Source organism: Sulfurimonas sp. hsl 1-7 (genome assembly GCF_030577135.1).
In the GTDB taxonomy this organism is placed as follows: Bacteria; Campylobacterota; Campylobacteria; order Campylobacterales; family Sulfurimonadaceae; genus Sulfurimonas; species Sulfurimonas microaerophilus.
Map to the genome: position 1 here is coordinate 45562 of NZ_JAUIRR010000004.1, position 25901 is coordinate 71462.

The 25901-nt window shown below is 37.3% G+C and carries 29 protein-coding genes; 11 read left to right on the plus strand and 18 right to left on the minus strand.

Features of this window, described 5'->3' with window-relative positions:
- Positions 1 to 64 precede the first annotated feature (64 nt).
- Positions 65 to 499 carry a YchJ family protein gene (locus QWY88_RS09035; protein WP_304546069.1) on the plus strand — a complete coding sequence of 145 codons (435 nt, stop codon included), beginning with the start codon at positions 65 to 67 and terminating at the stop codon, positions 497 to 499.
- 5 nt (positions 500 to 504) lie between these two features.
- Here the strand turns inward: QWY88_RS09035 and QWY88_RS09040 are convergent, their stop codons facing one another.
- The gene (locus QWY88_RS09040) at positions 505 to 921 is read right to left on the minus strand and encodes a GNAT family N-acetyltransferase (protein WP_304546070.1); all 417 of its coding nucleotides are present in this window, start codon (positions 919 to 921) and stop codon (positions 505 to 507) included.
- A 50-nt stretch (positions 922 to 971) separates the two neighbouring features.
- Here QWY88_RS09040 and QWY88_RS09045 point away from each other — a divergent pair, with 50 nt between their 5' ends.
- From QWY88_RS09045 to QWY88_RS09060, 4 genes are read left to right on the plus strand one after another with little or no spacing between them, the layout of a single operon-like run.
- Positions 972 to 1109, plus strand: coding sequence for a lipoprotein (locus QWY88_RS09045; RefSeq protein WP_304546071.1), 138 nt, complete (start codon positions 972 to 974; stop codon positions 1107 to 1109).
- A 25-nt stretch (positions 1110 to 1134) separates the two neighbouring features.
- Entirely contained in the window at positions 1135 to 2739 is a 1605-nt protein-coding gene (locus QWY88_RS09050; RefSeq protein WP_304546072.1) for an ABC-F family ATP-binding cassette domain-containing protein, read from the plus strand.
- Positions 2739 to 3596 (plus strand): DUF5718 family protein, encoded by an 858-nt coding sequence (locus QWY88_RS09055; protein ID WP_304546073.1) that lies wholly within the window; start codon positions 2739 to 2741, stop codon positions 3594 to 3596. The genes QWY88_RS09050 and QWY88_RS09055 overlap by 1 nt, the downstream gene beginning before the upstream one ends.
- A gap of 1 nt (position 3597) precedes the next feature.
- A complete protein-coding gene (locus QWY88_RS09060) occupies positions 3598 to 3939 on the plus strand; it encodes an SUI1 family translation initiation factor (RefSeq protein WP_304546074.1) in 342 nt (113 codons plus the stop codon).
- Here the strand turns inward: QWY88_RS09060 and QWY88_RS09065 are convergent.
- Together QWY88_RS09065 and QWY88_RS09070 are read right to left on the minus strand one after the other, a co-directional pair.
- Positions 3936 to 5618 carry a Na/Pi cotransporter family protein gene (locus QWY88_RS09065; protein WP_304546075.1) on the minus strand — a complete coding sequence of 561 codons (1683 nt, stop codon included), beginning with the start codon at positions 5616 to 5618 and terminating at the stop codon, positions 3936 to 3938. The genes QWY88_RS09060 and QWY88_RS09065 overlap by 4 nt on opposite strands.
- A gap of 2 nt (positions 5619 to 5620) precedes the next feature.
- On the minus strand, positions 5621 to 6862 hold the full coding sequence (locus QWY88_RS09070; RefSeq protein WP_304546076.1) for a diguanylate cyclase: 1242 nt from the start codon (positions 6860 to 6862) through the stop codon (positions 5621 to 5623).
- Between the two features lie 87 nt (positions 6863 to 6949).
- Here QWY88_RS09070 and QWY88_RS09075 point away from each other — a divergent pair, with 87 nt between their 5' ends.
- Both QWY88_RS09075 and QWY88_RS09080 read left to right on the plus strand, forming a co-directional pair.
- Positions 6950 to 7384 (plus strand): hypothetical protein, encoded by a 435-nt coding sequence (locus QWY88_RS09075; protein WP_304546077.1) that lies wholly within the window; start codon positions 6950 to 6952, stop codon positions 7382 to 7384.
- A gap of 30 nt (positions 7385 to 7414) precedes the next feature.
- A complete protein-coding gene (locus tag QWY88_RS09080; RefSeq protein WP_304546078.1) occupies positions 7415 to 8113 on the plus strand; it encodes a DUF4386 domain-containing protein in 699 nt (232 codons plus the stop codon).
- Here the strand turns inward: QWY88_RS09080 and QWY88_RS09085 are convergent.
- Genes QWY88_RS09085 through surE form a run of 15 tightly spaced genes read right to left on the minus strand, consistent with a single transcriptional unit; the run spans position 8103 to position 20939 of the window.
- On the minus strand, positions 8103 to 9380 hold the full coding sequence (locus tag QWY88_RS09085; protein WP_304546079.1) for an aminopeptidase P N-terminal domain-containing protein: 1278 nt from the start codon (positions 9378 to 9380) through the stop codon (positions 8103 to 8105). The two genes, QWY88_RS09080 and QWY88_RS09085, sit on opposite strands and share 11 nt — an antisense overlap.
- Positions 9377 to 9970, minus strand: coding sequence for an ABC-type transport auxiliary lipoprotein family protein (locus tag QWY88_RS09090; protein WP_304546080.1), 594 nt, complete (start codon positions 9968 to 9970; stop codon positions 9377 to 9379). The genes QWY88_RS09085 and QWY88_RS09090 overlap by 4 nt, the downstream gene beginning before the upstream one ends.
- Before the next feature lies 1 nt (position 9971).
- The gene (locus tag QWY88_RS09095) at positions 9972 to 10913 is read right to left on the minus strand and encodes an MlaD family protein (protein WP_304546081.1); all 942 of its coding nucleotides are present in this window, start codon (positions 10911 to 10913) and stop codon (positions 9972 to 9974) included.
- Positions 10910 to 11644, minus strand: coding sequence for an ABC transporter ATP-binding protein (locus QWY88_RS09100; protein WP_304546082.1), 735 nt, complete (start codon positions 11642 to 11644; stop codon positions 10910 to 10912). The genes QWY88_RS09095 and QWY88_RS09100 overlap by 4 nt, the downstream gene beginning before the upstream one ends.
- A complete protein-coding gene (locus QWY88_RS09105) occupies positions 11644 to 12762 on the minus strand; it encodes an ABC transporter permease (RefSeq protein WP_304546083.1) in 1119 nt (372 codons plus the stop codon). The genes QWY88_RS09100 and QWY88_RS09105 overlap by 1 nt, the downstream gene beginning before the upstream one ends.
- 11 nt (positions 12763 to 12773) lie before the next feature.
- On the minus strand, positions 12774 to 13268 hold the full coding sequence (locus QWY88_RS09110; RefSeq protein ID WP_304546084.1) for a chemotaxis protein CheW: 495 nt from the start codon (positions 13266 to 13268) through the stop codon (positions 12774 to 12776).
- Complete coding sequence (locus tag QWY88_RS09115) at positions 13268 to 15679, minus strand: hybrid sensor histidine kinase/response regulator (protein WP_304546085.1); 2412 nt, start codon at positions 15677 to 15679, stop codon at positions 13268 to 13270. The genes QWY88_RS09110 and QWY88_RS09115 overlap by 1 nt, the downstream gene beginning before the upstream one ends.
- Before the next feature lie 11 nt (positions 15680 to 15690).
- Positions 15691 to 16632, minus strand: a complete 942-nt coding sequence (locus tag QWY88_RS09120) for a chemotaxis protein (protein WP_304546213.1) — start codon at positions 16630 to 16632, stop codon at positions 15691 to 15693.
- A complete protein-coding gene (locus QWY88_RS09125; protein ID WP_304546086.1) occupies positions 16633 to 17370 on the minus strand; it encodes a UDP-2,3-diacylglucosamine diphosphatase in 738 nt (245 codons plus the stop codon).
- On the minus strand, positions 17360 to 18364 hold the full coding sequence (argC, locus tag QWY88_RS09130) for an N-acetyl-gamma-glutamyl-phosphate reductase (protein WP_304546087.1): 1005 nt from the start codon (positions 18362 to 18364) through the stop codon (positions 17360 to 17362). The genes QWY88_RS09125 and argC overlap by 11 nt, the downstream gene beginning before the upstream one ends.
- Complete coding sequence (gene greA / locus QWY88_RS09135) at positions 18351 to 18848, minus strand: transcription elongation factor GreA (RefSeq protein ID WP_304546088.1); 498 nt, start codon at positions 18846 to 18848, stop codon at positions 18351 to 18353. The genes argC and greA overlap by 14 nt, the downstream gene beginning before the upstream one ends.
- A gap of 56 nt (positions 18849 to 18904) precedes the next feature.
- Positions 18905 to 19153 (minus strand): thiamine biosynthesis protein ThiF, encoded by a 249-nt coding sequence (locus QWY88_RS09140; RefSeq protein WP_304546089.1) that lies wholly within the window; start codon positions 19151 to 19153, stop codon positions 18905 to 18907.
- On the minus strand, positions 19137 to 19517 hold the full coding sequence (locus QWY88_RS09145) for a hypothetical protein (protein ID WP_304546090.1): 381 nt from the start codon (positions 19515 to 19517) through the stop codon (positions 19137 to 19139). The genes QWY88_RS09140 and QWY88_RS09145 overlap by 17 nt, the downstream gene beginning before the upstream one ends.
- Positions 19517 to 20158 carry a tRNA threonylcarbamoyladenosine dehydratase gene (locus tag QWY88_RS09150; protein ID WP_304546091.1) on the minus strand — a complete coding sequence of 214 codons (642 nt, stop codon included), beginning with the start codon at positions 20156 to 20158 and terminating at the stop codon, positions 19517 to 19519. Before QWY88_RS09150 ends, QWY88_RS09145 begins: the two co-directional genes overlap by 1 nt.
- Entirely contained in the window at positions 20151 to 20939 is a 789-nt protein-coding gene (gene surE / locus QWY88_RS09155) for a 5'/3'-nucleotidase SurE (protein ID WP_304546092.1), read from the minus strand. The genes QWY88_RS09150 and surE overlap by 8 nt, the downstream gene beginning before the upstream one ends.
- A 62-nt stretch (positions 20940 to 21001) precedes the next feature.
- Between surE and QWY88_RS09160 the strand changes: the two genes are divergently transcribed.
- The 4 genes from QWY88_RS09160 (at position 21002) to QWY88_RS09175 (ending at position 25897) form a co-directional block, all read left to right on the plus strand.
- Complete coding sequence (locus tag QWY88_RS09160) at positions 21002 to 21778, plus strand: TOBE domain-containing protein (RefSeq protein ID WP_304546093.1); 777 nt, start codon at positions 21002 to 21004, stop codon at positions 21776 to 21778.
- Positions 21779 to 21873: 95 nt separating this feature from the next.
- The gene (locus tag QWY88_RS09165) at positions 21874 to 22632 is read left to right on the plus strand and encodes an energy transducer TonB (RefSeq protein WP_304546094.1); all 759 of its coding nucleotides are present in this window, start codon (positions 21874 to 21876) and stop codon (positions 22630 to 22632) included.
- A gap of 11 nt (positions 22633 to 22643) precedes the next feature.
- A complete protein-coding gene (locus tag QWY88_RS09170) occupies positions 22644 to 23666 on the plus strand; it encodes an ABC transporter substrate-binding protein (RefSeq protein ID WP_304546095.1) in 1023 nt (340 codons plus the stop codon).
- Positions 23663 to 25897 carry a TonB-dependent receptor gene (locus QWY88_RS09175; RefSeq protein WP_304546096.1) on the plus strand — a complete coding sequence of 745 codons (2235 nt, stop codon included), beginning with the start codon at positions 23663 to 23665 and terminating at the stop codon, positions 25895 to 25897. The genes QWY88_RS09170 and QWY88_RS09175 overlap by 4 nt, the downstream gene beginning before the upstream one ends.
- Positions 25898 to 25901 lie beyond the last annotated feature (4 nt).

The window sequence follows — 25901 nt, forward strand, 5'->3', positions numbered from 1 at the left end:
GAAATGCTTTCAAAGACGCTCTTCAAAACGTTATTGTATAATTCTATCTAAAAACGGAAAATTTATGTGTATATGTGGAAATGAAAAAGATTTTAACGAGTGTTGTGGAGCAATTATTACAAAACAAAAAGCAGCTGCAACTGCCGAAGAACTGATGAGAAGCCGCTACTCTGCCTATGTACAGGCAAATGGTGAATACCTTGTATATTCGGCTGTAAAAGAGAACCAGTTTAATGAAGATATTGCCTTGATCGAAGAGTTCTCAAACTCCGTAGAGTGGTTAAAACTTGATGTTTTAGATGTGACACCGACAACAGTAGAGTTTAAAGCATATTATAAAGACAAAGATTCTATTCAGGTATTACACGAAAAAAGTAACTTTATCCAAGAAGACGGGATCTGGAAATATAAAGACGGAGAACTTTATAACTCAAGTGTTCAAAGAAATGAGCAGTGCCCGTGTGGAAGCGGAAAAAAATATAAAAAGTGTTGCGCGTAGAAAAATTAAATATTTTTTACAAACACAAAACTTTTTTTCGAAAAACCGTTTTTTTCATAAAAACGGTGTGCATCTTCTCTTTCAAGTCCGCTTGAAAGTACAAGATTTTCACACGCTGCCATCTTGGCATAGTCTTTTAAATAATCTAATATCATCACCCCATAACCCTTTGATCTAAACATCTCATCGGTTACAAGTTCATACACAAAAAGATGGCGCTTATGATAAAGGTTTGTAGTAACAGCCACCCCCGCATAGGTAATAAGTTTATCTCTTTCAAAGATACCGATCATCGTATAGTTGATATCACGCATCTCGTAAATAAGGTCTTCAAACTCTTTATAATCCAAGGAGACTCGTAGCTGTTTGACAACTTCCCATGCCGTATCTAATTCTTTTAGTGTAAGTTCACGTATCTGCATTGGGTATTTTACACTATTTTGCTATAATTGCGAAAAATTTAAGGCAGACTATGAAACAGATCATTTTTTCTATTATTACACTTTTTCTTTTAGCCGGATGTTCGGCAAAAGAGTTCAATGAAGGTGTGAATAGTATTACAAACGATGTTAGCAATGCTTTTAATAGTTCAAAAGACAACTCAAACTAAACTCCAACGAATAGGCAATTAAATAATGGTAACTGTACAAAATCTTACAATGAGATACGGAAATAGAGTTCTATTTCAAGACATCAATCTAAAACTGGACCGTCATAAACGTTACGGACTTATCGGTGCTAACGGTGCCGGAAAAACAACTTTTCTGAAAATTTTATCTGGTCAAATCAATGAGTATGAAGGGGAAGTAATCATCCCTAAAGCAAATAAAGTGGGCGTTCTTGGACAAAACCAGTACGCATTTGAAAACTACACTATTATGGATGCTGTTTTATACGGTAACAAAAGACTTTACGATGCGATCAAAGAAAAAGAAGAGATCTACATGACGGGTGACTTTGAAGACGATGCTGTAAACAACCGTCTTGCAGAGTTGGAGACTATCTGTGTTGAAGAAGACCCTACTTACGAATACGATGTAAATATCGCAAAGATTCTAGAAAACGTAGGTATTCCGGCTGAGCAACATAACGAACTAATGTCTACACTTGATAATGCCGACAAGTTCAAAGTTTTACTTGCGCAGGTACTTTACCCGAAACCAGACGTTCTTTTCCTAGATGAGCCTACGAATAACCTTGATATCGAGACAATCAGCTGGTTAGAGCATGAACTGCAACGTCACGAAGGGACAATGGTAGTTATCTCTCACGATAGACACTTCCTAAATGCAGTTGTTACAAACATCTTAGATGTTGACTTCCAAAAAATTCGTGAGTTTACTGGTAACTATGATGACTGGTATATTGCAGCAAACGTTTTAGCAAAACAGATGGAACTGGATAATGCTAAAAAGCAAAAAGAGAAAGAGCAGCTTGAAGCTTTCGTTCGCCGTTTCTCTGCAAATGCTTCAAAAGCAAAACAAGCAACATCAAGACAAAAACAACTTGAAAAACTAGAGTTCGAAGATATCAAACCATCTTCACGCCGTGACCCGTCTATTGTTTTCAAAGCGAAACGTGTAATGGGTGATGAAGCATTAAACGTGATCGATGTTTCTCACTCTTACGGAGACAATGAAGTTCTAAAAAATGTATCTTTTAAAGTAAATCCGGGTGAGAAGATTGCGCTTATCGGTGGAAACGGTGTGGGTAAAACGACACTTATGAAAATCCTTATGGAAGAGATGAAACCAAGTATTAGCGGTGAGATCCAATGGGGTGCTACAATTGAGAACTCTTACTTCCCACAAGATACTGCAGATATTATTGAGGGTGAAGGGACACTTTATGATTGGTTACGTGCGTTTGATCCAAAACGTGACATTGCAGAGATCAGAAACTGTCTTGGACGTATGCTTTTTAACGGTGAGCAGCAAGAAAAATCTGTAGTATCTATCTCAGGTGGTGAAAAACACCGTATGATGCTTTCAAAAATGATGCTAGAGGGTGGAAACTTCTTACTACTCGATGAGCCTACCAACCACCTTGACCTTGAAGCGATCGTAGCACTTGGTGAAGCACTACACGAATTTGACGGAAACGTTATCTGTGTGTCTCACGATAGAGAGTTACTTGATGCATTTGCTACTCGTATTATCGAGCTTCACGATGATGGTACTTATACTGACTTTGAAGGTTCTTACGAAGAGTTTGCAGAGATGAAAGAGGCAAATAAATAATGGACTATAAAGAGTTTTTAGGTTTAGGAATCGCCGGAAACTTTGCACTCCATTTAGCACAAGCGGGTGAATTAGAGGACTTTAAAGACGTAATTACGGAAGATGAAGCAGCTCCAAAAGGGATGTTTCCTTTCTACCTTCCTTGTGATAAAAATGCATCTCAAAACTTAGAGTATAAACCAAAAGAGATGCTCTACACATACCCTCTTTCAAGCTCTACAATCACACTTCCACAAGAGGATGTAAACGTTCAAGCGGAGCCTGAGGTTGGACTTGTATGTGAGTTAGAGTATGAAGCAGGTCTTATAACGAAGATCACACCGACACATTTTGGAGCATATAACGACTGTTCTATCCGCGTAGCAGGAGCTTCAAAAATCAGTGACAAAAAAAACTGGGGTGTAAATTCTAAAGGGGTGAGCTCGACACTGTTTGAAATTGACAAGTTTGCCGAGGGCGGAATCATGGACAACTTCTCAATTGCGAGTTTTTTAAGACGTGATGGTGAAGTGCATGCTTACGGTGAAGATGTAGAACTAAACGGTTACAGCTACTTTTACTCAAAGTTAACTGACTGGATCAAAAACCAGATCAATACGCAAAAAGAGTTTGGTCCTCTTGAGCCTATCAAAGAATACATCAATGCTTGTGGTAATCCTACAAAACTACTTGTAAGTATCGGTGCTACGCGTTATACAGAGTATGGCGAAACTACATTTTTAAAACCTGAGGATGAAGTTGTAGTAGTTGTATACAACAACACTAAGATTTCCGCTGTAGAAGTTGTAGAGGCTGTAAAAAACAACAAATACGATCCTGTAATTATGAGCGTATTAGCTGAAAAAGTGACAAAATAAAATGTCAAGAGGGAAAAAGTTAGACCTCTTTATCGGTGCAGATATCGATGATGGCTGGTCTGAGGTACAAGAGAAAAAAACTCCTGTAAAAAAGGGTGTTTTAATACCAACAAAGCACCAACTATTTTTCTCAAAAGAGAAACGCCGAGGTAAAGTTGTTACTTTAGTCGGTGAATTTCAACTCGATAAAACTACTGCAGATGAACTGCTTAAAAAACTCAAAAAAAAGCTCGGCTGCGGCGGAGCTTATAAAGATGGTTTTATGGAATTCCAAGGGGAGTTAAAAGAGAAACTTCGTCCCCTTTTGGTAGATGAGGGATTTAACTTTAAACCAAAGCACTAAATCACCTCTTTTTCCTCTTGTTCCTCCTCTATTTTATTATCGATCTCAAATACTATAGAGAGTACCTTAGCAGCATCTATAAACGAATTTATTGCTAAAAGTGCAGAACGGTTAGAGTTTAAAAACGCAACCACAATTTTCTCATCAAGCCCCTCTTTTTCAAAATTACGTGTCAGTTTATTTACAAAACTTTTATTCTCTTTGAGAATCTCCTCATGATTTTTCATAATAATTTCATTTGAGATCTCTTTATTTTCAAATAACAGAGCATTTTGAATCGCTTTAATCAGGTTTTCCCGAATAAGATTAAAATAGTACTGTGTTTTAGGATCATCGCTTTGTGAAAACTGATCGATATTATGTTTAATATCTTTTAAAATTCTCGCACCGTATACAGATTCTCTCACCGATATATAAAGAGTATCTAAAGCTTGTGTATGCGCCTCTGTTAAAGGTAATTCACTAATTTTATTGAGATATTTAATTGTCTCAAACTCCACACGTTTTAGACGTTCATACCGTTTATCGTAATCAAACTCATACTCATGAGACTCATCATTGACTATCTGGTACGCTGTTTTTTCACTGTTGAGTACATCAGGCGGTTTAATGTTGATCAATAAAAAAGCGAACTTGATACTGTTGTTAAAAAGGTTTGCAATTTCATCTCTTACTGCGATCAAAGCACTATCTGCCATAGTTGGGTCAACCATATGGATATACTTAGTTGCGACCTCATGTTTTCTATGAAAAAATTTATTTAAAAACTTTGCTATCTGTGCGATAAAAGGGCTTAAAATAATCACACCCAAAAGATTAAAGACTGTATGAAAGAGTGCCAATGCCATCACTAAATCATTTTTAAAACCTAAACTCTCTAAGAGAAAATAGCTTAACTGTGATAAAAAGATAAATGCGACAATAGCAGTAATGATATTAAAAAGAAGGTGTGCCGCAGCTACCCGTTTTTTATAAGAAACCCCACCAATAGCACCTAAAATAGCTGTTGCCGTTGTCCCTATATTTGTCCCGATCGCCATAGCAGCTGCCATATCAAAAGTAAGAATATTGGTACTCAAAGCACTCAGTATTATAGCTGTTGCCGCCGAACTCGATTGGATGAGGGCTGTGATCACCACCCCTAATACTAAAAATGCTATAAGTGGAAAACTTTTATATGAAGCAAGATCAATCCCTACGGCAAACCCCTCTATCGCTGTTTTTAAGATATCCAGACCCATAAACAACAATCCAAATCCGACAAAGATTTTAGCAATTGCAGTAAGCTTTTTATTTTGCGAGAACATAAGTACTATTCCGCCAAGCCCTATCATCGGTAAAGCAAAAAGTTCTATCTTTACTTTAAACCCTAAAATTGCCACAAGCCAGGCAGTTGCAGTTGTTCCCATATTTGCACCAAATATGATCCCTATAGCTCCCTCTAAACTTATAAGCGACGCACTAACAAAAGAGAGTGTCATCAGTGTAACTACCGATGAACTTTGTAAAAGTGCAGTAGCAACTCCACCCGTAAAAATAGCTTTTATATTTGTTTGCGTAGATTGTTTAAGCCATCTTTTGAACTTAATGCCTGCAAACTCTTTAAGGGCTAACTCCATATACCCCATACCAAAAAGGAACATTCCAAGTCCGCTGAGTGCTACTACAATATCATACATCTTTACGCGCTAATCACTTTCATTAAACTTACATCTGTCGTGATCTGGTACCCGTCACGTCCATGCTCTTTTGCCTTGTAAAGCATCTCATCTGCACGGGAGATCAACACTTCATCATCCAATGCTTCATCTGCTATACAACACACTACTCCGATTGAGATAGTTACAAACTCATGTGCATCCGATTCTTCATGTTTGAGTTCTCTCTCTTTTACAGCCTGACATAAACTTCTTGCAAGGTTAGCACTGTCTGTTTCGTTTGTTTCACTAAGGAGTACACCAAACTCTTCACCGCCGAGACGAAATATGTAATCACTTGGGCGTTTGAGTGTATCTTTGAGAACTTTTGCTACGCTTTTTAGAGCAAAATCCCCTTCAACATGTCCATAAGTATCGTTATACTGCTTGAAAAAGTCAATATCAAGCATCATAAATGTAATGTAGGTTTTACTTCTCTTTGCACGTTTGAGCTCACGCTCATAGACAAGGTTGAAATATCTTCTGTTATATAAGTTTGTCAAACTATCGGTAAAAGATGCATTTTCAAGCTTTTTATTTACTTGTTTTAATTTTTTTGCAATGGAATGGAGTTTAGTATGATCCTCTTGTACACTTCTAAATACATACATTGTAATAAGCAGTACGGCGATGATCACAAAAATAAGTGTCAACCCGATATTAAATGCGATATCTTCATATTTAGTAAGAAACTTTTTACGTTCAAACTGGGCAACCTCAACCTCATAATTGATCAGTTTTTTAACAACGCTGTGGAGATGAGAGACTTTTTCTTCCACTCTGTTGAGTGCAATCTTCTCTGGATTGCCCCCCTTTTGCAAAAAGTTCAAAGTTCTTTTGAAAGCTCTATTGGCAGATGAAAGTTCCATATCTACATACTCTATATATGCTGCCTCTTCAGTATGCTTATAGTGTTGCGAATAACTATCCCATTTTTGATCTATGACAAGTAATGATTTTTCGAGTTCTTGTATTGTTTGTAAACGGGATATCTCGCCTCTGCTTACTTTATGAAGCGATTCTGATACTCCGCCGTAATATGTCTGTACGATCTCATGCAGTTCGGTTACCGGAACCAATGAGCCGAAATATAAGGAGTCCACGTTTCTTTTCATGGCACTAATATAGCTAGCACCTACAATCCCGACAAAGATCAATCCAATCGTGATAAATACAAAAAGAAAAAATAGTTTACTTTTGAGTTTCAAAGCTTCTATAAACTTCAATTATGGCTCCTTATCCTCTAGAGCTAGTATTAAGCATATTTTGTGCCATTAAATATTATAATTTACAAAAAATAAGAAGTTGAAACTATGGAAGCAAAATCAATTAGAGCAGATAAATATTTAGATACTTTTGAGATTCAAGAACACTTAAAAAATGTAGAGTATATCATTATGGCGACACCTGCCCCTGAGAAATACAGAGCTACACCTATTCATTTTACAATCTTTTTAAATACACCCGAAGCACTGCCGGATGAAGTAAAACAACCCGTATTAGAGAAGTTTTGCAGTGACTATAAGATCACAAATCCGACAGAAGTATTAAGCCAGTTAACGGCAGTAGGGTTTGCAATATCAAACGCACAGGATACACCGATGCCAATGCCACTGTTTAAACAGCAAGACAGAGCAAGTGTCCCGCATGCACCTATGCATGTTATAGATTTTTTAGCAGATTCTGATGAGTTTGCCGAGGCAAAAATCAAAAACCTGACTGGATGGAGTTACTCTTATAATTCATAACCCCTTTTAGTTAATTCGTGGAGGCAGTATATGACAACGACTACGGACTATATTAAACTCTCTAAAATAGCGGGAGTTTTATATATCATTATCATCATATGCGGTATCTCCAGTGAAGTTTTTATCAGAAGTTCGTTCATCGATGATGAAAACTCCGTAACTACACTCAATAATATAACGGCATCTTTAACATTCTATCGTCTGGGATTTGCTTTAGACCTTGTGATGCTAGTTAGTGACGTAGCGCTTGCCGTCATTTTCTACAAATTGTTTCAACCCATACACAAACTCTTCTCCTTAACTGCTTTAGTATACAGAGTTGTACACGCCGTCATTGTCACCATAGCTGTTTTGTTCTCCTACTTTGCTTCACTCATAGTACTTAACAATGAGCTGACAACGACACAAACAACTTACTGTATGAAACTTTTTTTAGAGATACATACTTACGGATATGATTTAGGTTTAATATTTTTTGCCGTCTCTAACGGCCTTATCGGAGCTATTATTATACGTTCATATAATTTACCGAAGATACTCGGCTATGGACTGGTTTTAGCCTCACTGGTATATCTTACAGGCAGTTGTATCCATTTCTTGTTACCGCAATACCTGACTTTCATTCAACCGGCATATCTCATCCCGTTTATTACAGAGACAAGTTTTGCTATCTGGCTTCTTTTTATGAACAGTAGATATCAAAAAAGTTTTAAACCTCTTAGCAGTTAAGAGCTTCGATCTCTTCGATCTCTTTTTTCACATCTTTTGAAAGGTTTTCATACCCTGCTTTTGTAACTAAGATATCATCCTCAATTCTTATCCCTATTCCACGATATTTTTTCGGGATCTGTGTATCATCTTTAGGCAGATATATACCGGGTTCTATTGTTAAAACCATTCCTGCTTTGAGCGGAATCTCTTTATTTTTTGTATCTTTATAGGGATTTTGGTCATGCACGTCAAGTCCCATGTAGTGCCCTATTCCATGTGGAAAATATTTTTTATGGGCTTTGTCTTTTAAGAGCTTTTTCACACTCCCTTTTAAAATACCGAGTTGAACCATCCCTTCACATAACATCTTTTCAGCTTCATTTTGCAATTCGCTTCTAAGAACTGTCGGTTTGATCATAGAGATGATCTTTTTCTCAACATCAAGCACCATTTGGTACAGCTCTTTTTGCGCCTTTGTAAACTTGCCGCTAACAGGGATGGTTCTCGTGATATCACTTGAGTAATATTCATATTCACACCCTGCATCGATAAGGATTAAATCACCTTTGTTTAAAGGTTTGTCATTATCTATGTAATGCAGAGTATTTGCATTGTCACCTGAAGCTACGATCGAAGTATACGCATCACTGTACGCACCGTTTTTTTTGAAGATATACTCCATCTCCGCTTGAAGTTCATATTCAAAAGAGCACTTTTTGCTCATCTTCATCGCTTTGTGGTGTGCTTTTTTTGTAATTGAGAGCGCTTTTTTTATAATGCTGATCTCTGCACGTGATTTAATCAGCCTCATAGCTTCTACTATTTTTGCTGCATCTTTAACATCTGCGATTGTGTTTGATAATTTTTTAAACTTTTCAATACGTTCAGCTTCAATTTTAAAATCATAATAGAGAGTATTTTTTGTAGCTGCGAACTCTTTGAGCTTTTTATCTAACTCATCGATCTCAAACACATCATCAACACTGAAAATCTCTTTAGCTTTTTTAGCCCCTAACCGTTTTCCCGTCCATAATTCAAGTGTCGGATCTTTTTTTATAACAAAAAGGTAAACCTTAACTTTCCCTTCCTCTTTCACAAACACAAGAACACTGTTATCCTCTTTGAAACCTGTTAAATAGTAAAAGTTGCTATCTTGTCTGTATGGAAATTCCGTATCGTTTGAACGTACTTTTTGTTCAGCCGACATCACAATTGCTAAAGAGTTTTTTTCTAGTTTTTTTCCAAATCTTTCTCTTCTTTTTATATACTCTTTCTCTTTAATCATCGCTCACTTCCACTTAACCAAACAACAGTATCTTCCAAAACTTCCCCTAATAAAATATTTAGTGCTTCCACACCACCCTCGGCATCAGCCGTTTTTGTTTTCATAACTTTAAAAAAGTTTTTAGATGCTATCAATTTCCCGCTTTTTTTCTCTATAAGATTAAAGGAGATATCTATCTTTGCATCTGATCTATCCCCTGCTTCATTAAATGACTGGATAAACTCATTAATACTCATCTCCAATACAAGATCCCCGCTTTTAGAAGACTTGTATCCATACACACCGTCAAACAGAGCTGAATCATCTAGTACGTTTACGAGTTTATTTGCAATCATCCTACTAGGACTATCTGACCAAGCCGACTGGGTAAACGAGTACTCTTTATAACGCCCTACACTATAACGCATCGCCGTAGAACTCAGAGATACGTTTGAAAATATTGGTGAAACTTTGATTGAGTGTTTTTTACATCTGTTTTGCTTTACAGGAAGTTCCACTTGAGGATCGATTCTATAATCTGTCACAGAAGGATACGTTACACTACATCCACTGAATAAAAAAACCGCTATAGCTAAAAGAACTATTTTCATTTTATCTCTCCCCCGGAGCTTTTTTAATCTCTTCATGTTTAAATATAAGATCAGACGGACTTCTATCATATCGTTTTAAAGAGTTGTCTAACTGCATCATCGTCTCTTGAAGTTGTAAAAGTGCATTATTCATATTTGGAAGAACTTCAGAAGAGATCTCTTTAAAATTAAACTCTCCACTTGCCAAAGCTTTTTTAAATTCTGTCATCGTACCGTCAATTTTGTTATAACTTGTCTTGATAGAGTATAACGATTTAGATACATTATCTTCCCATTTGACCGTATGATCAACAAGCCCTTCAATCTTTTGAATAGCTATATCCAAGTTTTTCACAGCACTTTGAAAATTGGCTATAGTTTTCTCATCTAAGGCATCACCTATTTTATCAAAAGTACGGGTAGTCGATGTTACCAGCTTCATGAACTTCTCTTGATTTTCATCTTTTAAAAGTTTCTCTGCTTGAAACAAGGTATCAGTCATATGTTCCGAAACACTGCCCCATGACTTTTGAAGATTTTGAAAGATTGAGGGTGCCGTAGCTATCACATGGTAATCATCACCGTCAATCTCCACTATCTTTCTCGTATATGTTTCACCGATAGTCAAGTTTACATACGTAAGCCCCGTAATCCCTTGTGCTGTAAGTACGGCAACTATATTGTCTTTGATCGGTGTGTCTTTTAAAATAGTAACTTGAACCTCTACCTGTTCAGAATTATGCGGGTTTATTCGAAGATTGGAAACTTTACCGACATTGATACCGCGAAATTTTACCGGAGCATCAAGATTCAAACCAAATACAGACTCATCAAAGTAGATCACATAGCGTTTGATCTCGTCTTCATGGGAAGGTTTTAACATCCAGTACGAAAAACTCGCCAAAGTGAAAAAACCAAGTAAGACAATAGTACCAATGAGTGTGTAGTTTACTTTATTGTTCATAGTTTCTCTTTAAAAAATGTTTGTACAAACTGGTTCTCGACCGAATCCATCTCATCTAAAGAACCTTCAAAGGCAATTTTTTTATTATCAATTATAGCTATTTTATCTAAAGTATCGTAAATTGAACGCAAATCGTGTGAAACCATTACAATAGTCAGATTTAACATTTTTCTTAAATCTAAAATCAATCTATCAAACTCCCTAGCCGAAACCGGATCAAGTCCACTTGTAGGCTCATCTAAAAACAACAGTTTCGGATCAAGTGCCAAGGCACGTGCAAGCCCCGCTTTTTTTCTCATACCGCCACTTATTTGAGACGGATAGAGTGCTCCATCTTCGGGTTTGAGCCCAACTAGCTTTATCTTAAATCTCACTATATCATCTATCATTTTTTTAGATAAAGATGTATACTCAACAAGCGGTAACGCTACATTTTCTGCAACGGTTAAAGAGGAAAAAAGCGCACCGAACTGAAATAAAACACCCCATTGACGCTTTAATTCAAGTATCTCTTTTGTTGAGAGCTTCTCGATCTTTTTCCCCAGTACCTCTATACTACCGTTGTGAAACTCCTGCAACATAACAATCTCACGCAATAAAGTTGTCTTACCACATCCGCTGGGACCGACTATACCGTAGATCTCCCCCTCGTTTACACTCAGGTTGATACCGTAGTGAACAATTTTATCACCGAAAACAGTTGTAAGATTTTTCACATCGATTAGCTTCATTATATCCCCAGGTTTGTAAAAGCTATAGAGAAAATAGCATCACATACAATGACGGCAAAGATTGACTCTACAACACTTTTAGTAGTGTTAAATCCTATACTCTGCGTATCATCTTTTACCATTAAACCTCTATAGATTGCTATGGTAGCTATTAAAAAGGCAAAAAACGGTCCCTTAAAAACCCCTACAAAAAAGTGTTTTGCAGCAATCACTTCATGAAATCTCTCAATAAAAAGTTCTGTTGTGATTTTCAGATCTAAACTGGCAACTAGTACACCGCCAAGCATCCCCATCATATCTGCAACGAAAATCAATAGCGGCATGGCAACACTCAAAGCTATGATTCGAGGTAATACTAAAAATGCAAAAGGCTCAAATCCCATAGTCTTCATAGCATCAATCTCTTGCGTTATCTTCATAGCACCTATTTGTGCAGTATATGCTGACCCACTGCGTCCTGCTATTACTATTGCCGTAATTAAAGGAGCAAGTTCTCTTAAAATAGAGATTCCCAACATATCAACTATAAATATATTTCCACCATATATCTTTAGTTGGTATGCTGCTTGATAGGCGACTACTACTCCTACAAGAAAACTGGTCAGGGCTATAATCAACACCGCTTTTACACCACTCTCATTTACCTCAAAAAATATCTCTTTATAGCGAATTGCATGAGGTTTCTTTAAGTAGATCAAGAACGATACGAACACTTTACCTAAAAAGCTGAGAAAGCTTAAAAGGGATATATAGTAGTGATATCCTCTTCTTCCAAGTGTTTCATAAAATGTTTTTTTTGTAGAGATTATCTCTTCTTTTGCGTATACGCGTTTTGATTTAACCAAGTTAAGAGTGGATTGAACCGTATCGTTTTGAAGTACTATTTTGTAAGGGATATTTTTATCTTCGAGTTTCTGAAAAATCTGGTCGATAAAAAGTGCGACTGCACTGTCTAGGTAATCTAACTGAAGTAAATTAAACTCTACTTGTGCAGGTTTTGAAAAATCTAACTTTGCTATCTTCTTTTCAAGATTAGCTAGGTTATAAACAGTAAGTTCTCCTAAAAATTTTAGAAGTAACTCACTGCCTCGAAGTTCAACTTGTAAAGAAGTTTCCATCAAATATAACTTTAAAAATCTCTCTCTAATAGCTTGTTTACTTTTAAAAGAGTGATAATTTTATCTTCTTGTTTTCCAACACCGTCAATGATAGTCTCTTCATCATTGATCGTATCGGGTGCCGGCCCGATATTCTCTTTTTTAATGCGTATAGCCATTGTTAATCTGTCAATTACAAATCCTGCTACGTCATCACCGTAACGCATTACAATAAAACGAGTATCTTCACCGTGTTTTTTCGATGGAAGTCCAAACTTTGTACGCAGGTCTATTAAAGGGATTACCGCACCACGAAGGTTAAATACACCTAAAACGTACTTAGGCACCTGCGGTACTCTCGTCCAAGTAAACGGCTTAATAATCTCTTGGATCGATAATATAGGCACCGCGTACTCTTCATCACCTATCATAAAGCCAACTAACTGTACTACATCATCAAGTTGCCCAACAACATTATCTTGTTGTTGAGACTGTTTATTTAGAATATCTTTTAGTTTATCAGCCATTATAAGAACTCCGATTTAAAGTTAATGTTTCTTTGTACCACGCTTGCAAGATAGTCAGAAGAGTAAGGTTTTGTAATGTACTCAACCATTCCTGACTCAACACCGCGCATACGATCAGATTTACCAGTACGTGACGTTACTGCGATAAGTGGTAAGTTTTTATATCTGTTGTATTTTTTGATCTCACTTGCAAGAGAATAACCATCCATTCTCGGCATCTCAATATCAACAAGCATTGCATCAAAATTATGATCACCCGATTTTAAGATGTTAAGCGCTTCTTGTCCGTCAGCAGCTTCTACAATAGTGATACCCATCGGCTCTAATGCTTTTCTCATAATAGCTCTATCTGTTTTTGAATCATCTACGATCATTACAGTATAGTCACTTGCAGAGTTTTTCTCATTTGCTGCACTTCCCGCCTGAGCCGCTTCAGTTAAAGCCGTAGCTTTTACATCTTTAGCCATCTCCATAAGTGCTACAACGTCAACAATAAGTGTAACCCCACCGTCACCTCTGATAGTAGCACCTGCAATACCGTCAATACCTTTGAGGTACTCTCCAAGAGATTTAATAACGATCTCCTCTTGACCAACCAAAGTATCTACGATGAGTCCAAGTTTACTTGTTCCAAGACCTAAAACAACAACATAAGCATGTTCACTGCTGTCTAAAATTCTCTCAACTTCGAAAATATCGCCTATGTGAACAAGTGATAAAACATCATCACGAAGTCTCATTACACTTTTACCCTCAACAGTGTAGATCTCGTCTGTTGAAATTCTAACCGTCTCTAAAACCGATGCAAGCGGAATCGCATAATGTTCCTCTTGAACACCGACTAAAAGTGCTTGGATAATAGCAAGTGTTAAAGGGATCTTCAACTTCATAGAAGTCCCTTTTCCAATCTCACTGTCTATATCGATAATACCGTTAAGTTTTTCGATGTTTGTTTTTACAACATCCATACCAACTCCACGGCCAGATACGTTCGTTACTTGAGCAGCTGTTGAGAAGCCCGGCTTAAAGATAAGTCCGAAAGCCTCTTTATCACTCATACTCTCTGCTTCTTTTTCGGTAATAATCCCTTTTTCAAGTGATTTTGCCTTTAACATCTCAGCATCAAGACCTTTACCGTCATCATCAATTTGGATAACGATCTGATTCCCTTCATTGTACGCTTTTAACATAATCGTACCCGTTTCATCTTTCCCTTTGGCAAGACGATCTGCCGGTGATTCAACACCATGGTCACATGAGTTACGGATAATGTGTACTAAAGGATCCCCGATCTCTTCAACGATCGATTTATCAAGCTCTGTATCTTCACCTGAAATTACAAGCTCTATCTTTTTATTGAGTTCACGAGATAAATCACGAATCATTCTAGGGAACTTGTTAAACACTTTTCCAACAGGAAGCATACGTGTTTTCATAACAGCGATCTGTAAGTCAGTTGTTACAAGAGATACGATAGATACTACTTGGTTAAGCTCCTCTAGGAACTCTTCACCTTCATAACGCTCTTCTACATCATCGTTGATCTTGATAAGTCTGTTTTTCGCAAGTACAAGCTCACCGATTAAGTTCATTAGGTGATCAAGTCTTTTAACATCTACACGAATAGTTTGCTCAACTGCAGCAGGTGACTTTCTCGCAGGAGCTGCCGCTTTTGGTTCTGAGTCTCCACCGCTTGAAGCTGCTGCTTTTGGAGGTGTTGGAGCTGTTGGAGGCGGTGGCGGAGGAGGAGTTTCCTCTTTCGGTTCCGCTGCAAACTCTTCATCCGGTTGTGCATCAGGCTCTAAAGACGGTACACTTTCACCCGCTGCAATTTTTGCTTCACGTTTTTTCTTGTCCTCTTCCTGACGCTGATTCAATAGTCTTTCAATTTCAGCCTCAACCTCTTCTGGTGACATATTCTCATAATCAAGTTCATCATCGTCAGATGCTGTTTCTACAACTTCTTCCACCTCTTTTGGCGCTTCTTGTGCAGGAGTTTCAGCTACAGGAGTATCTACTTCTCCCGTACCGCCACTTACTTTATCAAGTCTTGAAACACATGCAGAAACATCTATACCACTGTCTGCACTTGTATCACGGATCTGTTCAAGCAGTTGTTTCATTAAATCAACCGACTCTAAAATAACATCCATAATATCAGGAGTAATGACAAGTTCACCGTGTCTTGCTTTGTTTAATACATCTTCCATATGGTGAGTAAGATGTGTCAAAATGTCAAAATTTAAGAACGAAGATGCACCTTTTACAGTGTGTGCTACACGGAAAATTCCGTTTAAAAGCTCTAAATCTTCAGGATTAGATTCTAACTCAACCAAATCCTCATCTAACTTTTCAACAAGTTCAAACGACTCGACTAAAAAGTCTTGTAGTATCTCTTGAAATTCATCCATATTTTATACTCCTACTTCATATGTGCGTGCACGATGCGTGCAACTTGTTCATAAAATTCTCCGGCTTTAAACTTAACTAAATAAGCTTCACCACCAGCTTCTATACCACGATCTTCACTAAAGTGATCACTGATTGACGAATTAAATACAATCGGTATTTGATTAAAACGTTGATCGTCTTTCATTTGTGCGGCAAAATGGAATCCGTCCATTTTCGGCATCTCAACATCCGAGATAATAATTTTTAGATGGTCTTCTAACTTATCACCGTAGTTTTTGTAAAGCTCTTCTAATTTATTAAGTCCCTCTTCACCGTCAACTGCACCGATAACATCAAAGCCCATTTTTTCTAAGGCGTCTGTAACAATTTTTCTAGCTGTAGAACTATCATCAAGAACCATAGCGATCCCTTTAAAGTGTTCTAAGCTTTTTACTTGAATCTCGGTATCAGGCTCATAAAGTCCTAACTCTTGTACAACACTTTCCAGGTCTAAGATAAGGAGTACATTATCATCTTCAATCTTTGTTACACCCGTAATCTTATTACCGTCTAAACCGCTAGCAGAGCTTATAAAAGTTGCCGGTTCAATATTGCTCCAAGATATTCTTCTTATTCTTTTTGCATCGTGAACTATAAAGCCGATAAGAACATTATTGAATTCCGTAATGATTACTCTTGAACTTTGATGTATATTTGCCGGTTCATTTATACCCATCCATTTTGCTAGATTTACAACAGGTATAACAACTTCGCGAAGGTCGAAGATACCCTCGATAAATTCCGGTGTTCCAGGAAGTTCTGTTAAAGAAGGTACTTTTATAATCTCTCTTACTTTAGAGACGTTGATCCCGTATATACCTTCATAAATCTCTCCGTTGTCCTCTTTGAAGATACGGAAGTCAACAAGCTCCATCTCATTAGAGCCTATTTTTAAGGAGTTATCATCCATAATTTAAATCCCTTTGGAAAATTGTTTCTCTTCCAATATTGTATTATTTTGCAAAGATCTTACTATAAAATATCTTTGATTGCAAGCAAAAGCGGCCAAATTCACGTAACAGATTCCGTCAACTTGAAGCGTTTTATTTTGATGAAAATGCCCCTCTATAAAATAGTCACATTCAAATCGATCTTTAAAACGATTTTCTATAAACTGCTCAAACCAACCCAGCTCTTTACAGTCATCTTTTTTCATCAAATGTTGATCGACAAAGTTAAGGATAAAATGATTAAAAAGATTATCAATTGGCTTTAGTAACTTCAGCATGAAAGGGTTTCTAATCAAGGCTGTATAGATCTTATAACCTATCTTCCCGTCAAAATCCCCGTGAGCCAGATAAACCTTTTTATCTTGGTAGTTTGCTAAGACAGGCTGTTTTTGAATCGGATATATTTTCATATTGTCAAATACCGCTTGCAAATTAAAATCGTGATTCCCCTCAAAGTAAATAACTTCGATCTCATCAGCTATCTCTTTTAATAAAGCAATCATCTCATAGTTATCTTTATATGTATGTTCAATTGAGCCAAAAAGAGCATCAAAAATATCACCCATAAGTAAAAGTTGTGTAGGTTGAAGTTCTTTCGAATGAATAGCTTTTACAAATTCTAAAAGCTCAGGGCGTGTAGTGGAGTAGTGTGCATCTGAGATAACAAATGCACCCTCTTTGATCGTAATGTTACGGGACATACGCTATATCTGGAATCCCCGCATCTTCTGCAAGACCCATCATAATATTTGCATTTACTACGGCTTGGCTTGAAGCCCCGCGCATTAAATTATCAATTGCAGAAGAGATAAAGAGGATATTCCCTTTTCTTTTTGCATAGATATCACAGAAGTTTGTACCCGCTACATCTTTCATAGTCGTAGGCTGATTTGAGATACGCACGTGAGGAGCATCTTTATAGTACTCTTCTAACACTTTTTGCTCATCAAAATCACCCTCTACTTGAATGTAGATAGAACTAATCATACCGCGAGTAAGAGGTACTAAATGGGGCACAAAATTGATCTCTTCAAAATCAACACCGAGTTTATCTGCAATCTCAGGTGCATGACGATGCATTAAAGGGTTGTATGCAAAAAGGTTGTCGTTCACATTTACAAAGTGTGTTGTATCACTCAGTTTTTTCCCTGCCCCGCTCACACCTGTTTTGGCATCAATGATGATCGGCGTATGTTGTACACGGTAATCCATAAAAGGTAAAACTCCCAAAATTGCCGACGTTGGAAAACATCCAGGGTTTGCAACGAGTTTTGCACTCTTTAACTCTTGACGGAAAAGTTCAGGCAGACCATATACGCTGTGTTCTAAGTTTGCAACATCAGTATGTTCAGTGTAAAATGCCTCATAAGTGTATAAAGGTAAGCGATAATCAGCTGAGAGATCAACCACTTTTACACCGTTTGCGATTAAGGGTTTTACATACGCCATCGCAGTTTTATGAGGTAATGCCAAAAATACAAGTTCACAATCTATACTTGCCTGTTCAACACTTGCTTTTTGAACTTCCAAATTACACACATTTTTGAGTGAAGGATGCAGTTCATCTGCAGTAGTTCCCCCCTCTGAATTTGCAAGGTATGTAAGTTTAAAGTTTGGATGTTTTACAAGCATTTTTACAAGCTCTAAGCCTGTATAACCGCTTGCTCCAATCACTCCGACATTAATGTGAATCAAAAACAATCTCCTGATATTTTACTTCATCGATCTCAAATTCCACTTCACCGCCAGGAAGACGAACTTTTACATCATCCCCCTCCTCTTTTCCGAGAAGTTGCTTGGCGAGTGGAGAGTTAAATGAGATAAGCCCCATATCCGGGTTACTTTCAGCACCGCCGACAATCGTATACGTCACCTCTTCGTCCGTATTTAAATTTGTCATGATAACAGTTGAACCGAAACTCACTTTTGCATGTTCAAGCTCGCTTGGGTCTACGATCTGTGCATTGCCTAAAAGCTCTTGCAGCTCTGCTAAACGGTTATCAATATTTTTTTGCATCTCTTTTGCTGCATGGTATTCAGCATTCTCTTTTAAATCACCGTGTTCTAACGCTTCTTCTATCGCTTTTACAACACCGGGACGTTTTACCTCTTTAAGATCTTTTACTTCGGCTTGGAGTTTTTCATAACCGAAAAGTGTCATAGGTTCTACATTGTTCATATCTTATCTTTTCCTAAATAATACTTTTATTGTTTCTTCCCATAATTATAGCAAAATTAACTTTTTAAAGTTGAGAGATCAAACTCTGTGTTTTTTCTCTCCTCTTCTATGGTGATTATACAGCCCGATTTACTTATTCGGATCACATTTTTCAGATCACCTAAAAGTACTCTGCTCTCTTTGGTAAAAGGATCGTACACTTGCAACTTTTGGTCCTCTACAAAAAAGATCCTGCCACCGCCGCAGCCATCACCGATGATCCCTTCACACACTAAAGCAGACTCTAGATCAAAACCATCCATCATCCATACAATCCTCTTTAGCCTCTTTCATAAACTCTAAATGCTCTGAGCTGTTTTTATCAACCGCCCTATACTCTTGATATGTATACTCTTTAAAAATTTTTTCATCAATACAGATACAAACCGTTTTATTCGCATCGTTCTCACACACAGACATCATCTTTTCTTTTTGTGATTCTTCCCATCCAAAATAAGAGTTGTAATACGGATACAACGTCCAGATCGCAAATCCGATTGTTATAATGATATTAACGATAAACTCACCTTTTTTCGTCTCAATATACCGTTTTACATCATAACTGATCAAAATGACGAAAAAGATCTCTAACGCTATGTTAAACCAGTCACTATCTAAAAAATCAAACACTATTTTTTCCTTAACATTTTAATTGCTTCAGCACACATTGTAAGACCGAAAGTGGCAGTTACACCCATAAAACTACCTTTCTCTTTGATCTGTGCCTCTTCAGATGAAAAGATCACCTTATACTTTTTAGTAAATTTTCTCTTTCGGAGTTCATAACGGATCTTTGAGCCGAACTTGTCTCCGTAGCTTTTCCAGATATCCGCCACCTGTACTTTTGTAGGGTCAACCCTTTTTGCACTTCCGAATGAGGAGATCAGTTTTTTGTAACACTTTTGCGCGAGGGCAAGTTTTGCTTTTGTGTCATCGATCGCATCTAAAACCAGATCGTACTCGTCAAAATCAAAATTTTTCACCCACTCTTCATCGATTCTTTGATGAATTATTTTTATCTCCGGATAGTGTTCCTGAAGTGCTTCCACTTTCACTTCATGCTCATGGAGTTCCGACCACATTTGACGGTTTTGGTTTGTTTCATCATAAGTGTCAAAATCTACAATAGTAATATCGGTAATGCCGTTTCTGTACAAACAATCCAGACAGAAACTCCCTACTCCCCCGACACCGAGTAAAATGATTTTTGCATCTTGCAGTCTCTCAAAATCGTTTCCAAAAAGAAGCCTTGTCCTTGTATATCTAGCCATTGATCCACTCTTGTAAGCTATTCATACTTTTATAAGCACTTAGATCAAGCATTATAGGTGTAATTGAAACATACCCTTGCTCAATCGCTTCAAAGTCACTCATAACGTCCATCCCTTTTCTAGGTGAAAATGAAAGCGGATGCAAACCTAACCAATGGTACTCTTCTCCACGCGGATTTCTATGAACATGGGAATCGTTTTCGTAGTGTCTGTACCCTGCATAGGTTACTTTCATCTCAGCTTCTTGCAGATCAGGCGGGATGTTGATATTTAAAAATTCACGATCCGGCAGAGGATACTCCCCTGCTATAATCTTCTCAACTAAAGTTTTAATTGTTTTTCGCGCTAAAGTAAAATCTCCACCCGGATTGGTAAAGTCCATCACCTGAGAGATCGCAATTGAAGGGATCCCGTGAAGCACCCCTTCCATAGCACCCGCGGCAGTTCCAGAGTATGTAATATCCTCACCCATATTTGAGCCTCGGTTGATCCCGCTGATCACAAGATCGGGCTTTTTATCTTCAAACATCGTACTGAGTGAAAGATATACACAATCTGTAGGCGTCCCGTCGTCAAGTTTATAAAAATCATCCTCGACAGAGATAAAACGTAACGGTCTTACAAGTGTTAGCGAGTGCCCGCACGCCGATTTTTCATTTGCAGGAGCTACTACAATTACATCTACATTTTTTATATCTTTTAGAGTTTTTGCCAGTTCCAATAAACCTTTTGCTTCATATCCATCATCATTTGTTACAAGTATAGTTGTTCTTTTTTCCATAAACATATTTTACAGACAATATGGTAAAATTCTCGAATATAATTGAAAAAAGGTTTGTGTAGATGAAAATTGACGGAAGATTCTGGTTAACAAAAGATGATAAAAGTTTTTTAGGTTCCGGGCGAATTGAACTCTTAGAAAAAATTGCACAAACAGGTTCTATTAATGCAGCTGCAAAAGAGATGAAGATGAGTTACAAAGCTGCATGGGAGCGTATAAACTCTATGAACGAACTTGCCGATCATCCGATCATCAATAGAACTATCGGCGGTAAAGGGGGCGGCGGTACAAAACTTACCGATTATGCCTATGAGCTGATCAATACCTATAAAAAACTAAATGAACTGCACCGTCAATTTATCAACAGATTCTCAGAAGCGGGTGACAATCCTGAACACTTGGCACAGATTTTAAACCGTCACTTTTTAACGACAAGTGCGAGAAATCAGCTTCTTTCAACTATTACACAAATTACTATAAATAAGATCAATGCTATTATCTCTATGCAAATCAGCGGCGGTGGAGTTTTACACTCTTCTATCACTGCAAAATCTGCGGACAATATGCATCTAAACGTTGGAAATGAAGTATATGCGATCATTAAATCAAGCGATATCGAAATCAGACCAGACAAACCTCAAGAGCAAGATAAGTTAAATATAATTGAGGGGAAAGTAGAGTCTCTTATCAGCAACGATACACACAGTGAAGTCTCTTTACAAATCAATGAAAAATACTCCCTTATCTCTTTGCTGCCTAACGAAGAAGCAGAAAAACTACAACTCAATAAAAAAGCGTATGCATTAATTGAGTACTCAAATATAATCATAGGTTCATAATTTTTCACTAAATAAAAGTTTAAGGTTTTTTTTTCTACAATTCGTTATATCCAAAAAAACATAATGATAAGAAAATAAAAAAAGAAGGTTTAAACATGAGTACTCTTACTTTAACAAGCGTTATATCATACAGTATACAACAAAATAGATATTTAAAACTAAAAGCTTTTTTTATATCGTTATTTTTACATGCACTCCTGCTTGCACTTACCCTCAAGCTGGCATCTGTAGATTTTATTAAGCCAAAAGAGAGTGTTTTGGAAAAAGCAACCCTTGTTTCATTATCTTCATATGAAGTTATAAAACCTAAAAAACAAAATGTTAAAACAGAGCCTAAAACTGTACCGATAACAAAAAGGGTCTTAAAACAAAAAAATGAAAAAATGAAAAAAGTCGTTCAAAAACAAAAAGAACAACCCGTAGTAAAACCGATAGAACAAGAAACTCTTCAGCAGGAACAATCAAAAGAAGCCGTTGTTCCCGCTGAGGCGTTTACGCCTCAAATTCCCGATACAGAGCAAAAGATTGAAGAGCGGAAAATACTAATACCGCAGAATTCTCCTTTGTCCGAACAGAAACTTCCAGAGTTAGCACTTATCCGTTCTTTAATCCAGAATGCTCTTAAATACCCCGCAATTGCCAAGAGATTGCATCTCGAAGGGGTTGTAGTTGTTTCATTCTCTCTTTCCACAACCGGAGAAGTCTCAAATCTGCAACTCGTTCAAAGCAGCGATAGCTCTGTATTGGATAAAAGAGCTCTTCAAACCGTGTCATCACTAGACGGAGAGTTTCCTCACATTAATCAAAAAGTTGATTTGAAAATTCCTATTGCATTTTCACTCCAACACTCATAAAGGAAATTTAAATGAATTTTTTTATACCTCTACTGGTTTTTCTATTGGCTATATCTTTGCAGGCAAAAACTGTAGAAGATTTTTATCATAATCAGGTAAAAGTACCTGAGAAGATCACGAAAGTATTTGGTTCTTCACCACCTATGAACTACCTTATCTATGCACTTAATCCGAAAAAAATGGTAGGACTTAACTTTAAAGCAAAAAACCCTAACAATTTTGCGACAAAAGAGTATCTTGACCCCTACTTTTTATCTTTACCCGTCATTGGAACTTTCCACTCTACTGGAGCAGGCATCAATCTTGAAACACTTCTTATTCGCCGTCCCGATCTCATTTTAGTTTGGGCTGATGATATGATGGTTGCGACAGTTGAAAAGTCTATTCAACGTTCAAAGTTTCCCACTTTTACAGTCCCTTTCAGAAAAATCGAAGATATACCTCGTGCCATCAAAGTAACTGCTGATGCTATCGATGAACAAAATAGAGGAAAACTCTTAAGTACTTATGCACAAAAAAGTATAGATGAGATTAAAACAAAACTCGAAAATGTAAAAGATATTCGATATTACTACGCAGAAGGTAATGACGGATTACAAACAGAGTGTGATAAATCGTTTCATGTAGAAGCGATGAACTTTGCAGGGGGAGAAAATGTACATAAATGCAAACAAAGCAATCTTAGAGGGCTCGAACAGATCAATATTGAAACACTTTACAAATATAATCCCGAAGTGATCATCGCACAAAATCGTATGGTTTATAAAAACCTGTTTCACAATCAACTCTTCCACAACTTAGATGCAGTCAAAAATAAACGTGTTTATCTAGTACCAAATACACCTTTTAACTGGATCGACCGTCCACCCTCATTTATGAGAGTTATCGGCATAGAGTGGCTTGCACATACTTTTCATCCGGAGGTGTATAACATAAACCTCAACAAACGTATTAAAGAGTTTTACAAACTCTTTTTACAAGTAGAAATTACAAACAAACAGATTCAGACTATATTAGGAGAAGATCAAGAATGAAGTTAAAACTACCTCTATTATCGCTTGTTGCGATTACGGCTTTACATGCAACACCGCTGAGTGTTGAGAAAATTGTTATTAATTCCAGTATTGAAGAGGAGGAAAACGGCCTCTATCTTTCAGATGAGAAAAAAGACTCTAAACAAAATAAACAAACATTTACGCAAAAAAGTTTATCTACTCTTTCAACTCAGGCGAATATGAATCCTTACACGGTTATTCAATTTTCACCATCGGTAAACTTTACACCCGTTGATCAGACAGGTTCAAACGAACCGGCATATCACGATCCGATCCGCATCCGTGCTAAAAGCCAGACAGGTCCCGGCGGAGTTTATCTGATCAACGGAACTCCAATCTCAAGTAATCCCGGCGGGGGAAAACAGATGGTTGATCTTGAAAACATCTCATCTGTAGATCTGCACAAAGGGTATCTGAGTGTTGATAAAAACTTAGGGTTTTCATCTTTGATTGGAAAAATCGATCTCAATATTCTAAAAGCAAAGAATAAGGCGGGGGCACACCTTTCACAATCACTCGGAAGCAATAACTTTAGTAAAACATTTGTACGTTTCGATAGCGGAGATATGGGTGATGTGTGTGTATTTGGTTCAGTTTCTGCTCTAAAAAACGACAAAACTAAAGGGGAAGGTGAGCAGCAAAGATTTAACGGGATGTTTGGGCTCTCATATAAACCAAATGAGAGATTCTCATCAGAGCTTTATGTGATCAGAAATATTGACGAGCACCATAACTATGCAAGTTTAAGTTATGCCGAGGCAAAAGATCTAGACACCTATTTCTCAAAAGATTTTGCTACAACAAAACCGACTAGTGCATCAAACAACTATTATGACTGGAACAAACAAGAGTTTTACACAACTGCTGTAGTAGCAGATCTGACATACAAAGCCGGCAAAGATGATACTATCGTCTTAAAACCTTACTATAAAACAGACAAAGGACAATACTGGTTCAGTAAAACAAAGAACTCTACACCTATGGTTATGAACTGGCAAATGGAGCATGATCTTTACGGTGCAATCGCATCGTATGATCATAGTTTCGGTGATGCCGTAAATGCAAAAGTAGGATACTGGTACCACAGACAACTTCCTCCCGGACCACCGACAGATCAGAAAAAATATGTTGTAGATGGCAATGGGGATCTTTCATATAAAGGGTATGCAATCTTAGCTGACACTTCATACCATACGCTTCAGGCACCGTTTGTTGAACTTAGCGGTGATATGGACAAAATCCACTATAGCATAGGGCTTCAATACCAAACATTTACCCTTGCTTCAATCGATAGCTATACCGGTACTACAAGTGCTACAAGTATGGATCATGATGTTGCAATTACGCAAGCTACACTCGATCCATTCTCAAGTGTAAATGAAAAGAAATTTAACACTTTTATCCCTGCACTTTATCTCTCATATGATCTAAGTTCTACAGATACAATCTATGTAGATTACTCTAGAACATACGGGTTTGATGTGAATCTTTTCCCGACATATGCAAGTAACAGAACAGCTTTTGTCGCACAAGGAATTACGCTTCAAAACTTATGGGACGACTTAGAACTTGAAACATCTGACAATATTGACCTTGGAGCTCGTGTATTGGCAGGCGGAGTTACACTCAATCCAAGTGTTTTTGTATCGTTTGTAAACAATAAACAGGCAAACATCTATGCAAACGGCGTAAATTATCCTGCGAATGTGGGTAAAGCGCTTGGATACGGAGCAGAGTTTGCAGCTAACGGTGTAATTACCGAGAGTTTAGAGTTTATTGCTTCACTTTCATACAACAGATACTACTTTACGGAAGATTTTCAAGCTTCAGATACTACAACGACAGATATTAAAGGGAACCAGCTTCCTGATGCACCTGAGTTTATGGCTAAAGGAGCCCTCTCTTACACTCTAAAAGATTGGACATTTACACCAAGTGTAAGATATACATCAAGCAGATACGGTGATGCGGCAAATACTGAAAAAATTGATGCTTTTACACTAGTTGATCTTGACGTTGCCTACAAAGCGCCAAAAATGTTCGGCTCTAAAAGTACACTGTTCAGACTTACGGCAACAAACCTGACAAACCAAAAATATATCTCGACAATCATCGCAGCCGATAATGCACTAGCAGCTGACTCAACTGCTAGTACATACCAGACAGGTGCACCTTTTGGAATGTTTGCAAGTTTAAATCTAAAATATTAAGGGC

Excerpts from the sequence above, each read along its gene's own strand:
- QWY88_RS09045 (WP_304546071.1), top strand. The coding sequence starts at position 972 with ATGAAACAGATCATTTTTTCTATTATTACACTTTTTCTTTTAGCCGGA.
- QWY88_RS09065 (WP_304546075.1), bottom strand. The coding sequence starts at position 5,618 with ATGTATGATATTGTAGTAGCACTCAGCGGACTTGGAATGTTCCTTTTT.
- QWY88_RS09035 (WP_304546069.1), top strand. The coding sequence starts at position 65 with ATGTGTATATGTGGAAATGAAAAAGATTTTAACGAGTGTTGTGGAGCA.
- QWY88_RS09140 (WP_304546089.1), bottom strand. The coding sequence starts at position 19,153 with ATGATGGATGGTTTTGATCTAGAGTCTGCTTTAGTGTGTGAAGGGATC.
- QWY88_RS09150 (WP_304546091.1), bottom strand. The coding sequence starts at position 20,158 with ATGGCTAGATATACAAGGACAAGGCTTCTTTTTGGAAACGATTTTGAG.
- QWY88_RS09115 (WP_304546085.1), bottom strand. The coding sequence starts at position 15,679 with ATGGATGAATTTCAAGAGATACTACAAGACTTTTTAGTCGAGTCGTTT.
- QWY88_RS09050 (WP_304546072.1), top strand. The coding sequence starts at position 1,135 with ATGGTAACTGTACAAAATCTTACAATGAGATACGGAAATAGAGTTCTA.
- QWY88_RS09085 (WP_304546079.1), bottom strand. The coding sequence starts at position 9,380 with ATGATTAAAGAGAAAGAGTATATAAAAAGAAGAGAAAGATTTGGAAAA.
- QWY88_RS09055 (WP_304546073.1), top strand. The coding sequence starts at position 2,739 with ATGGACTATAAAGAGTTTTTAGGTTTAGGAATCGCCGGAAACTTTGCA.
- QWY88_RS09160 (WP_304546093.1), top strand. The coding sequence starts at position 21,002 with ATGAAAATTGACGGAAGATTCTGGTTAACAAAAGATGATAAAAGTTTT.
- QWY88_RS09170 (WP_304546095.1), top strand. The coding sequence starts at position 22,644 with ATGAATTTTTTTATACCTCTACTGGTTTTTCTATTGGCTATATCTTTG.
- QWY88_RS09110 (WP_304546084.1), bottom strand. The coding sequence starts at position 13,268 with ATGGCTGATAAACTAAAAGATATTCTAAATAAACAGTCTCAACAACAA.
- greA (WP_304546088.1), bottom strand. The coding sequence starts at position 18,848 with ATGAACAATGTAGAACCTATGACACTTTTCGGTTATGAAAAACTCCAA.
- QWY88_RS09125 (WP_304546086.1), bottom strand. The coding sequence starts at position 17,370 with ATGTCCCGTAACATTACGATCAAAGAGGGTGCATTTGTTATCTCAGAT.
- QWY88_RS09165 (WP_304546094.1), top strand. The coding sequence starts at position 21,874 with ATGAGTACTCTTACTTTAACAAGCGTTATATCATACAGTATACAACAA.
- QWY88_RS09175 (WP_304546096.1), top strand. The coding sequence starts at position 23,663 with ATGAAGTTAAAACTACCTCTATTATCGCTTGTTGCGATTACGGCTTTA.
- QWY88_RS09095 (WP_304546081.1), bottom strand. The coding sequence starts at position 10,913 with ATGAACAATAAAGTAAACTACACACTCATTGGTACTATTGTCTTACTT.
- QWY88_RS09060 (WP_304546074.1), top strand. The coding sequence starts at position 3,598 with ATGTCAAGAGGGAAAAAGTTAGACCTCTTTATCGGTGCAGATATCGAT.
- QWY88_RS09100 (WP_304546082.1), bottom strand. The coding sequence starts at position 11,644 with ATGAAGCTAATCGATGTGAAAAATCTTACAACTGTTTTCGGTGATAAA.
- surE (WP_304546092.1), bottom strand. The coding sequence starts at position 20,939 with ATGGAAAAAAGAACAACTATACTTGTAACAAATGATGATGGATATGAA.
- QWY88_RS09075 (WP_304546077.1), top strand. The coding sequence starts at position 6,950 with ATGGAAGCAAAATCAATTAGAGCAGATAAATATTTAGATACTTTTGAG.
- QWY88_RS09080 (WP_304546078.1), top strand. The coding sequence starts at position 7,415 with ATGACAACGACTACGGACTATATTAAACTCTCTAAAATAGCGGGAGTT.
- QWY88_RS09090 (WP_304546080.1), bottom strand. The coding sequence starts at position 9,970 with ATGAAAATAGTTCTTTTAGCTATAGCGGTTTTTTTATTCAGTGGATGT.
- QWY88_RS09105 (WP_304546083.1), bottom strand. The coding sequence starts at position 12,762 with ATGGAAACTTCTTTACAAGTTGAACTTCGAGGCAGTGAGTTACTTCTA.
- QWY88_RS09040 (WP_304546070.1), bottom strand. The coding sequence starts at position 921 with ATGCAGATACGTGAACTTACACTAAAAGAATTAGATACGGCATGGGAA.